The sequence below is a fragment of the Siphonobacter sp. BAB-5385 genome, assembly GCF_002261125.1.
In the GTDB taxonomy this organism is placed as follows: Bacteria; Bacteroidota; Bacteroidia; order Cytophagales; family Spirosomataceae; genus Siphonobacter.
Genome location: NZ_NMPS01000101.1, coordinates 1 through 9,457 on the forward strand (window position 1 = coordinate 1; position 9,457 = coordinate 9,457).

The 9,457-nt window shown below is 47.7% G+C and carries 9 protein-coding genes; 4 read left to right on the forward strand and 5 right to left on the reverse strand.

Features of this window, described 5'->3' with window-relative positions:
• Positions 1–116 precede the first annotated feature (116 nt).
• Both BWI93_RS10495 and BWI93_RS10500 read right to left on the reverse strand, forming a co-directional pair.
• Positions 117–1,745 (reverse strand): hypothetical protein, encoded by a 1,629-nt coding sequence (locus tag BWI93_RS10495; RefSeq protein WP_094811025.1) that lies wholly within the window; start codon positions 1,743–1,745, stop codon positions 117–119.
• 60 nt (positions 1,746–1,805) lie between these two features.
• Positions 1,806–2,285, reverse strand: a complete 480-nt coding sequence (locus BWI93_RS10500; RefSeq protein WP_094811027.1) for a hypothetical protein — start codon at positions 2,283–2,285, stop codon at positions 1,806–1,808.
• 492 nt (positions 2,286–2,777) lie between these two features.
• Between BWI93_RS10500 and BWI93_RS10510 the strand changes: the two genes are divergently transcribed.
• Both BWI93_RS10510 and BWI93_RS10515 read left to right on the forward strand, forming a co-directional pair.
• The gene (locus BWI93_RS10510; protein WP_233207834.1) at positions 2,778–4,052 is read left to right on the forward strand and encodes an aminotransferase class I/II-fold pyridoxal phosphate-dependent enzyme; all 1,275 of its coding nucleotides are present in this window, start codon (positions 2,778–2,780) and stop codon (positions 4,050–4,052) included.
• A gap of 217 nt (positions 4,053–4,269) precedes the next feature.
• On the forward strand, positions 4,270–4,452 hold the full coding sequence (locus BWI93_RS10515) for a histone H1 (RefSeq protein ID WP_094811031.1): 183 nt from the start codon (positions 4,270–4,272) through the stop codon (positions 4,450–4,452).
• A 59-nt stretch (positions 4,453–4,511) separates the two neighbouring features.
• Here BWI93_RS10515 and BWI93_RS10520 read toward each other — a convergent pair whose 3' ends face one another.
• The gene (locus BWI93_RS10520; RefSeq protein WP_094811033.1) at positions 4,512–4,913 is read right to left on the reverse strand and encodes a MaoC family dehydratase; all 402 of its coding nucleotides are present in this window, start codon (positions 4,911–4,913) and stop codon (positions 4,512–4,514) included.
• A gap of 373 nt (positions 4,914–5,286) precedes the next feature.
• On the opposite strand from BWI93_RS10520, the gene mdh reads away from it, so the two are divergent.
• A complete protein-coding gene (gene mdh, locus BWI93_RS10525; RefSeq protein ID WP_094811043.1) occupies positions 5,287–6,216 on the forward strand; it encodes a malate dehydrogenase in 930 nt (309 codons plus the stop codon).
• A gap of 88 nt (positions 6,217–6,304) precedes the next feature.
• On the opposite strand, the gene azu is transcribed toward mdh, so the two are convergent.
• Positions 6,305–6,781, reverse strand: coding sequence for an azurin (gene azu, locus BWI93_RS10530; protein ID WP_094811035.1), 477 nt, complete (start codon positions 6,779–6,781; stop codon positions 6,305–6,307).
• A gap of 290 nt (positions 6,782–7,071) precedes the next feature.
• On the opposite strand from azu, the gene pgeF reads away from it, so the two are divergent.
• Positions 7,072–7,827: a peptidoglycan editing factor PgeF gene (gene pgeF, locus BWI93_RS10535; protein WP_094811037.1), complete on the forward strand. Its 756-nt coding sequence runs from the start codon at positions 7,072–7,074 to the stop codon at positions 7,825–7,827.
• A gap of 52 nt (positions 7,828–7,879) precedes the next feature.
• On the opposite strand, the gene BWI93_RS10540 is transcribed toward pgeF, so the two are convergent.
• A complete protein-coding gene (locus tag BWI93_RS10540; RefSeq protein ID WP_094811039.1) occupies positions 7,880–9,010 on the reverse strand; it encodes an alpha/beta hydrolase in 1,131 nt (376 codons plus the stop codon).
• Between the last annotated feature and the right edge of the window lie 447 nt (positions 9,011–9,457).

The window sequence follows — 9,457 nt, forward strand, 5'->3', positions numbered from 1 at the left end:
CCCGCGTTCATGAACGCGGGCTTCCCTGTTTTATAGCCATAAGACCGTTCAAACAAGAATCAAGCAGATTCCCGCTTCTTCAATAGTACGAAAAACAGAAAACCGCAAACAGAAAACTAAAACACCGCCCGCCACTCATACGGCTCAAGCGTAATCGTAGCGGCTCCGGGCAGGCGTATCTGTAGCTCTTCGGTCGTATGATTGGCCAGCAGCGTAGTTTTCCACTTGTTGCCCTTTTCCAGAATCAGGCTACTGCACCGCAGGGGTTGTGAAACCCGGCTGGGGATTACGCGTTCGGGTTTAAACTCACTCAGAAAAGCAAACCATTGGTACAGCGGCGTGGGCTGGTCATCGACAATGATACCGTTGGGGCCAAACGCTTCGTAATACGTAACCGAGGCAGCACCGGCTTCGGCCAGGTGTTTGAAACTTCCTACCGTCCAGCTGGCGGCAAAATTTGTATGCAGGCGTTCGTCTGGATCAGGAGCGAGCAGCACGGGCGACACGTACACGGGTTTGCCCGAGCGTGCGGCGGCTGTACGAACGGTATCCGCCTGACCCGCCAGATTTTCGATGATAGAAACTTCATCGAATGTATGCACTTGGGGACTGACGGAATAACTGACGAAATCTACCCGGCTGTACTCGAATGGATGCCGATTGAAATTGACAAAAAAGCCGTTGGTACCGCCACCAATTTGTAAAGCCGGCCAGCGGGATTCGAGTAGGGGCAAAGCCCGGTCGAGTAATTCCGAGGTCGTTAGTCCGTTTTCGTTAAGCAGAATGACTTCCTTAATCAATGGCTTGGATTTAAATAACCTCAGACTCGGTACGTATTGCTCGTCAATCAATACGGCTAATTGTACCGGAACTCCTACTTTTTCAATCTGCTCGAACGTAGCCTGAAAATCCTGCTCCCAATCGGGCTTCCGCAAATCCAGACGGAGCAGAATATGAGCGGGGGTAAGCTTCCGCAGCAATTCAATTTCTTTCGTGCTGACCGAACGATCCAGCTCCGGCCAGGTGAGTCCCCAGGCGGGGATGGACTGTGGGTCGCCAGCCATATCAATCCGAACGCTGGTATCGGGCGTAATGAAAGGTGGCCATTCGCCCGTAAAGGTTAGTGTAGCTCGCTGATGAAACGTTTCACCCGCCTCCACTTCGACGGGTTTGGGCAAACTCTGTGGCGTAGCGTACGTTTTATAAGAAGTATCCGAGTAATTACGCTGGTCTTCCGTTTCAAAAATATCGCCTTCCAGCTCAATCTGGGCTTTTAGTTTAGGGGTAACGTCCCATTCCATAGCCGCAATCGTCAGAAAGGGTTGATGCGGCATAATGAGATCCGGAAATTCGGCGGACGTATCCTCACCGTTCGGATGAATGATGCGAACGGGTTTACCCCGAAAACCCTCTACCGGGTGCAGGATACAAAGGCCTACCCGGTTTTTGGAAAAGTTCTCCAGAGCCGTTCCCTCCCAGTCGAAGGTCACGGAGCCATCCATGTTTCCCTGAATGTGAACGTGGCCTTCCATGCGGGGCGTTTCGGTGCTCCAGCGGTACTGAATTTCAAAGGTATCTTCTGAAGGCTCGATGCGTTCTTCCTGAATCTGAATGTCGGCCGTACCCCAGTTACCATCCCGGATGGCAACGTAAATTCGACGAAGTACTTCCTGGCCCTCTATCGTAAAATAGCGTAAAGAGCCTCCATGGTACAATAGCGTTAGGTTTCCGGCACGTAATAACATCAGTAATTTCAGTTTAAAGCTAGCGGGAATGAATAAAAAAGAATGCCTAAGCGGAAGGGTTTACTGACGGTTCGGTCGGATTTTCCATTCCTGTAACAGACTATCCCGAAAGGTACGGGCGGAACGAGACGATGGAATTTCAAACGAACCAATGGTCGGTAAACCCACTACTTCCAGACGGGTACGGAACTGACGATCGGGCAGGCTATCCGGGAAAAAATCAAAATGCAGTACCTGGTTACCCTTCGGGGTTGGATACGTATACGAGTCGGTTTCCTGCTGAAGTTTCTGTTGACGAACCCGTACTTCTTTCTTCCAGAAATGGGGGCGATTCGGAGACTCAACGCGGGCCGGAATCCAGCTAATACGGGTAGTTCCGGCCGAGTCGGTGGTCAGTCGCGTTTGGTCGGTATCGAGCAAAAGCTGCATCCCCCGATTGGCTCGCTGAGCATTCAGATCCGTACCGAACGTTTTCAGATACCCCTGGTCACGGGAGGAGCGGGGGTAGGTTTGAAGCACTCTCCAGCCCAGAACACCCACGCCGATTAGTAAGAGAAAAAAATAACACGTTCGAGTTTACGGAGCAGAGCCATGAAAATCAGGTAGCTAGAAAATAAGCGGAAATTTTTACAGCACTCATTCATGCTGTAAAAGCCTTTCGACACACCTAAAGCTAGGAGAGACCACTCATCCGCAGAAAAAATCACGGGATTTTTTGTATTCACTAAAACCATAGGGAGCAGGTAACTGTTTTACAGCTTATAAGTATAAGAGCCAGAATTTTAACGGATACGTAGAAAAATAGACCCTTTGTGTCGCAAAAAAGGCAGACCCCTTCCAATGCTTCAAAATGGTGCTGTACATTCCTTGGTAGTTTCGTAGAAAAATCCTATTTTCGCGGCCGTAGAAATCGTGAAAGAACCGAAATTAATTTTGAAGGAATTACTGGTTTAAGCTAGCCTGTTTTCAGGATAAAATCCAACCATAAAAAATTAATTTTGGTCAAGTATAAACAATAAAAATTGACTGAACGTGGCAGATATTTTTGAACGTCGTCTGGCGAATCTAGGCCCTCTTGGACAGTACTCTGATAAAGTCCATGGCTATTTTGCTTTCCCTTATCTCGAAGGTGAAATTGGTCCGCACATGAAGTTCCAGGGCAAGGAAATGCTGAACTGGAGCCTTAACAATTACCTGGGATTGGCTAACCACCCCGAGGTACGGCAGACCGACGCTGAAGCTGCTGCTCAGTGGGGTATGGCAGCTCCGATGGGAGCACGGATGATGTCCGGCCAAACGCCTTACCACGAGGAGCTGGAACGTCAGCTGGCTGAGTTTGTTCAGAAAGAAGATGCGTTCCTGTTGAATTTCGGCTATCAGGGGGTCATGTCCACCATTGAAGCCATCGTCGATTATAAAGATGTGATTGTATACGATGCCGAAAGTCACGCCTGTTTGATCGACGGTATACGCCTGCATAAGGCGAAAATGGGTAAGTACTTTACCTTCAAGCACAACGATATGGAATCGCTGGAGAAAAATCTTCAGCGGGCTACCAAGCTGGCCGACGAACAGGGCGGTGGAGTGCTGGTAATTACCGAAGGCGTTTTCGGTATGTCGGGAAACATCGGAAAACTTGATGAAATCGTAGCTCTCAAGCAAAAATACAATTTCCGTCTGCTCGTGGATGACGCCCACGGTTTTGGTACGATGGGAGCCACAGGTTCAGGCGTAGCCGAGCACCTGGGCGTACAGGATGGTGTCGATTTGCACTTCTCGACGTTTGCCAAATCGATGGCAAGCATCGGCGGATTCATCGCCGGCCCTAAAGCGGTCATTCAGTATCTGCGGTATAACCTGCGTTCGCAAACGTACGCTAAATCACTACCGATGCCGCTGGTTATCGGAGCGATGAAGCGTCTGGAATTGCTGCGTACGCGTCCGGAATTGCGTCAGAATCTCTGGAACATCGTAAATGCCGTACAAAACGGTTTACGTAGCCGGGGTTTTGATATTGGTACTACGCAGTCACCCGTTACGCCGGTATTCCTGCACGGTGAACACGCCAATTCCGTCGTGACGCAACTTGTTGTGGACTTACGCGAAAATCTGGGAATCTTCTGTTCGATTGTTGTTTATCCCGTTGTTCCGAAAGGTGTAATCATGTTACGGATCATTCCGACGGCCGTGCATACGCTTGAAGACGTTGAACGTACACTGGATGCGTTCGATATTATTCAGGAGCGACTGACGTCTGGTACTTACGCCGATAAAGGTTTTGCTCAAGTGGTAAAAAGTGCCGTTTAAGGCTCTTAAACACTGATTTACCCCATTTTTTTCAGTTAATACTGGATAAAATGGGGTATTTTTCTGCTCTGGGAAATAAATTGTATAATTTTTCCAAGAACTTTCACATTTTTGAGCTACTAACACTTGCAGGGAAAGCGTAAATGCCTAAATTTCGCCAGAAACGCACATTTGCGTACTTTCAATCGTTTGTTATACATTAAAACACCAGACTCACATGAGCAGATTTTCAGAACTCAAAGATTTAGTTATGTCACTGGAAGGTGACTTCGAAAAATTCTACGATAAACAAAATCAGGCTGCTGGTACGCGGGTGCGTAAAGGAATGCAGGACTTGAAAGTACTGGCTCAAGACATTCGGTCTGAAGTACAGAACAAGAAAAATGAAAAAGAGGATTAATACTACGCCTCTCAAAACATTCAACCCCCGATTGTAAGCAGTCGGGGGTTTTTTGTTGCTTAAAAATGCTCGCGGTTCATGACGACGGCCACACCTTTAGTAGTCACCTTCTTCGTCTGAACATCGATGATTTCCGTAGAAATCTCCGCCGTATGTTTATCTACGTTGATGCTTAGAATTTCGAATCGGGCTTCGTAAGCGGTATCAACAAACATCGGACGAAGAAAATCGAGCGATTGCTTCACGTAAATACTGCCCGCTCCCGGAAACTTGGTTCCGATTACATTGGAGAATACACTGGCTCCGAGAATGCCGTGAATGATGGGTCGCTTGAACGGTGTACTGGCCGCAAAGTCAGCGTCGAGGTGAAGCGGGTTATCATCACCGGAAACCTGGGCAAAAGCCACGACGTCATCTTGCGTAAATTGAAACGGGTAAGCGTAAGTTTCGCCCTGAGTCATAAGAATAAGTTTGAACGTTTGTCCTGAAATCTTTCGCAAAGTAAGGCCTCTTTTAAATCGCTTCGGACTTTAAGAATTGATTTTGTCCACTTAGGCACGAACAAAGTGTCGGGGATTCCGTAACATTGCCCTTGAATAGACCCCCAAAAAACATGAAACAGTTCTGGCAATCTTTATACAGTTACCGACGATACATCGGCGTGGATGGAATGATGTATCTGGCCTTTATTCTGGTATTGATCCTGCTTTTCATCTTTTTCTCGTGAAAGGAAAATTTTATTATTTTTTTGTGAAAAGATAGTATTTAATAAATGCGAATCCCTACTTTTAGGGTAAGAAGTCCTTCATTTCACCTATTAAACCGTTCATGTTCATGAAAATCACCGTTGTAGGAGCCGGGGCCGTAGGAGCCACTTGTGCCGATAACATCGTTCGCAGGGAATTAGCCCAGGAAGTGGTCTTGCTGGACATTAAGGAGGGACTGGCCGAAGGAAAATCGCTGGACATTTTTCAGACGGCAACCTTGCTGGAATTCGATTCTAAAATCATCGGATCTACCAACGATTATACCAAAACGGCGGGCTCGGATGTAGTGGTGATTACCTCGGGTATCCCCCGAAAACCCGGTATGACGCGTGAGGAACTGATCGGTATTAATGCAGGCATTGTAAAAACAGTAACTACTAATATTCTCGAATATTCGCCCGATGCCATTGTCGTGGTTATTTCCAACCCCATGGATACCATGACTTACCTGGCCCTGCAGGCTTCGGGTTTACCTAAGAACCGAATCATCGGGATGGGTGGTATTCTGGATTCAGCCCGTTTCAAAACGTACCTGTCACTGGCGATGAACGTACCCCCGTCTGACTTGCAGGCAACCGTAATCGGGGGCCACGGGGATACCACCATGATTCCCCTGACGCGACTGGCTACGTATTCGGGTACACCCGTAAGTGAGTACCTCAGTGCGGAAGCCTTACAGAAAGTAGCCGCCGATACGATGGTGGGTGGAGCAACCCTTACGAACCTGATCGGAACCTCAGCCTGGTACGCTCCCGGTGCCTCCGGAGCCCTGCTCGTGGAAAGTATCGTACGTGACCAGAAGCGTATTTTCCCCTGTTGCGTGTATCTGGAAGGGGAATACGGGCAATCCGATATTTGCCTGGGTGTACCTGTAGTGATTGGTAAAAATGGCTGGGAGAAAATTGTCGATTTTAAGTTGAACGAAACCGAGCAGGCTGCTTTCAACAAATCAGCTGAGGCCGTACGGTCGATGAATAGCGTACTGGCAAGTTTATAAGAACAAAGAAGTAGTAAAGAGAAGAGCCGGTTTTCAGCGATGAAAACCGGCTCTTTTTACTTAACTCTGGCAATAAAACGCTGGAACCTTACTCAACAATGAAATTACCTTTCATCATGCTGTAGTGGCCAGGGAAGCTACAGATAAAGGGATAGGTACCTTTCTTGGGAGCGGTAAATTCAATGGTATCGCTTTCGCCGCCACCCAGCAGTTTGGTGTGAGCTACGATGCTCGCGGCTTCTGATTTAGGAATGTATTCCGTACTGGCAGCCATGTTGGCTTTGGAAGCAAAGGCCTGCAAATCCGTACCCGGTTTCAACAATACAAAGTTGTGGCCCATGGCTTGTTTGGCAAATTTGCCGGTATGTTTAAGCGTCAGCTTCACCTTTTGGCCCGCTTTCACTTTAAATTCTTTCTTGTCAAATTGCATGCCGTCGGTACCATTCAGCGTCAGCACTTTCACACCTTTGCCGGTCTGAGCTACGGCTTCATTGGCAGAAAAATTCAAACCAAAAACGGTAAGAGCGAAAGCCGCTACTAAAACTCGCAAACCTGATCGTTTCATGTAATTATTTTTATTTAGTTTAAATTAATGCAATGTACAGCCAATCTGTTAATACTATAACATATGTATTCAAGTTTTTAATTCATTTTAGAGCGAAGCTTAACACTTATTAGGAAATTCATTGGCATGAGAAGCTATACAGAACGCTGTTCAGCCAACGGAGTAAAAGCTTCTAGATACAACATACGAAAGTAAAAGAAGGTAGAGCCATACGGACTGCATTGACTAGCGTACCGAGCAGTATTCCTTTTTTCTCGTTAGCTTTGAAAAGAATATTGATGCGTCAGTCTATGCCGATTTCTTCCCGTCTCTTCTATAGTCCTCCCATTTTTCGTTCGTTCCCGGAACTCATTGCAGCCGAAAGTACCCGCCATGGTGGGGTCAGTGAGCCGCCGTATGCCAGTTTAAACCTGGGTGGTTCGACGCAGGATGATCCCGAGCACGTAGCCGAAAACCGCCGCCGTTTTTACGCAAGTCTCGGTATTGCAGCCGATCAGGTGGCGTCGTCTCATCAGGTGCACGGTTCCAAGATTTGGGTAACCGATCAGCCCGGTCGCCAGCAGGGGCACGATGCCGTCCTCACGAATCAGCCCGGCGTATTTACGTTGGTTACCGTTGCCGACTGCACGCCAATTCTGGTGTATGATGCCGGTACGAAAGCCGTAGCGGCTATTCACGCGGGTTGGCGGGGAACAGTCGCCGGAATCGTCGCGAAGACCTTACAAACGATGCAGGAGCAGTACGGTACCCAGCCGAAAGATTGCTACGGATACGTCGGGACCTGTATCGATGAATGTTCGTTTGAAGTAGGAGCGGATGTAGCCGACCATTTTATCAGTGAGTTCAAACGCTGGGACGAAACGCGGGAGAAGTTTTTCGTGAACCTGAAGGCTGCCAATGCTCAGCAACTCCGCGACTTTGGTATTCCCGAACATCAGATTGGAATTTCCCCGTATTCCACCGTACTCAATAATCAGGACTACTTTTCGCACCGACTGGAAAAAGGCCTGACGGGTCGGATGGTAGCCATTATCGGTAGAAAATAAAAAGAGACCGGCAGTAGCTACTACTGCCGGTCTCTTTTTATGATAAAATAGCTTACTTACCAAAGGCACTCTTCAAACGGGAAGCCGCATAATCCTGGGCATCTTTTGCACTGGGTTCAATGGCGTATGTGCCAAAGAATTCGTGCGTTACGCCTTCGTACATGCGGTATTCGGTGCTAACTCCCGCCTGTTTCAGTTTAGCAGAAAGTTGTTCACCTTCCGTCAGAAGCGGGTCAATTTGAGCGGCGATGATGGTAACGGGGGGCAGGCTTCTTAGGTCTGCTACGTCAACGAGTGAAATGTATTTGTTGTCACCGTCGGCCATCGTGTTGAAATATTTATCCACGAACCACTCTATCAGCGGTTTGCTGAGGGGTTTGGCGTTAGCATACTGCTGGTACGAAGCAGTCGTCAAATCATTATTCGCTACTGGATAGACCACAAGCTGGTGAATCGGCATGGGGAATTTTTCGTCCCGAGCCATCATACTCACATTAATGGCCATATTGCCTCCGGCACTTTCACCGGCTACGGCAACTTTCGAGGTATCACCACTGAATGAGGTAGCATTCTGACGCACCCATTTATAAGCTGCATAGGTGTCCATGTGGGCTGTCGGGAATTTGTTTTCGGGTGCTTTGCGGTATTCAATCGACACTACAATCGCCCCTACGTTATGAGCCAGTGCCATGGCCGAAGCTTCGTATACTTCCGGACTAGCAATGACCCAGCCGCCCCCGTGGTAGTATACAATCACGGGTAAGTTGCCGGATGTGTTTTGTGGTTTGTACATCACGGCCCGAATGGAAGCTCCGTTGGCTCCGGGAATGTTCCGCTGCGTTACTTCTACGCCCAGATTCGGAGCGGAGATATTATTTCTGGATAGCAGTGAGTTTACGGCGTCTTTCACCGTCGGCTTTGTACGGGCTTGCTGGGGCGTCAGGGTATAGAGGGGCGTCGAATCAAGACGAGCCATTTCTTCAATGATCGCCTGCATTTGCGGTTTGATGTTGGGTCCCCAGGCGGGTTTAGGTCCAGTGGGCTGAATGTTGTTACCCGGGTTGACGTTACCGTGATCTTTTGTGCACGAGGCTAATGATACGAGGGCTGCCAGGGCAAGCGTAGAGCCGCTAGCCAGTAGCGATTTCTTTTTTGCTGAATAAGTACTGATTAAGTTTTTCATGTATCCGTGGATTGGTTTGAATCTTCTACGAGTGATGCAAAAGCAGAATACCTTGAAGAAAATCACATACCATTCCCTATACGTTTATCAGCACTCTGTCTTTTGAAAATTAGGTAATAATGCTCAATGTATGCGGGTGGTAGAAGGGAGAGAATATCATTAAATAAATTCAATTTGTAGCACAGAATAAAATGATAAGGTATTGACTGACTTGAGGCTAGCGTAAGTTAATGTGTTAGGGGATAATGAATGGATAACCTGAAATACAGGCAGATATATCAGGAATAAACCAAGCTTTATTCCTTAAGCGATACTGAAAACGTATAACTAATACCGTTGGAAAGGTAGTAAAAAGACAAGAGCTAATTCGCGGTTAATTGAGCAAGTCTTACCTCAGGTCAAGTTTTCCGTTTTCCGTTTTGAGTTTTCCGTTTTGAGTTTTCCGTT

Coding starts and splice junctions, on each gene's coding strand:
- BWI93_RS10515 (WP_094811031.1), top strand. CDS start 4,270: ATGAGCAGATTTTCAGAACTCAAAGATTTAGTTATGTCACTGGAAGGT.
- BWI93_RS10540 (WP_094811039.1), bottom strand. CDS start 9,010: ATGAAAAACTTAATCAGTACTTATTCAGCAAAAAAGAAATCGCTACTG.
- BWI93_RS10520 (WP_094811033.1), bottom strand. CDS start 4,913: ATGACTCAGGGCGAAACTTACGCTTACCCGTTTCAATTTACGCAAGAT.
- BWI93_RS10495 (WP_094811025.1), bottom strand. CDS start 1,745: ATGTTATTACGTGCCGGAAACCTAACGCTATTGTACCATGGAGGCTCT.
- azu (WP_094811035.1), bottom strand. CDS start 6,781: ATGAAACGATCAGGTTTGCGAGTTTTAGTAGCGGCTTTCGCTCTTACC.
- mdh (WP_094811043.1), top strand. CDS start 5,287: ATGAAAATCACCGTTGTAGGAGCCGGGGCCGTAGGAGCCACTTGTGCC.
- pgeF (WP_094811037.1), top strand. CDS start 7,072: ATGCCGATTTCTTCCCGTCTCTTCTATAGTCCTCCCATTTTTCGTTCG.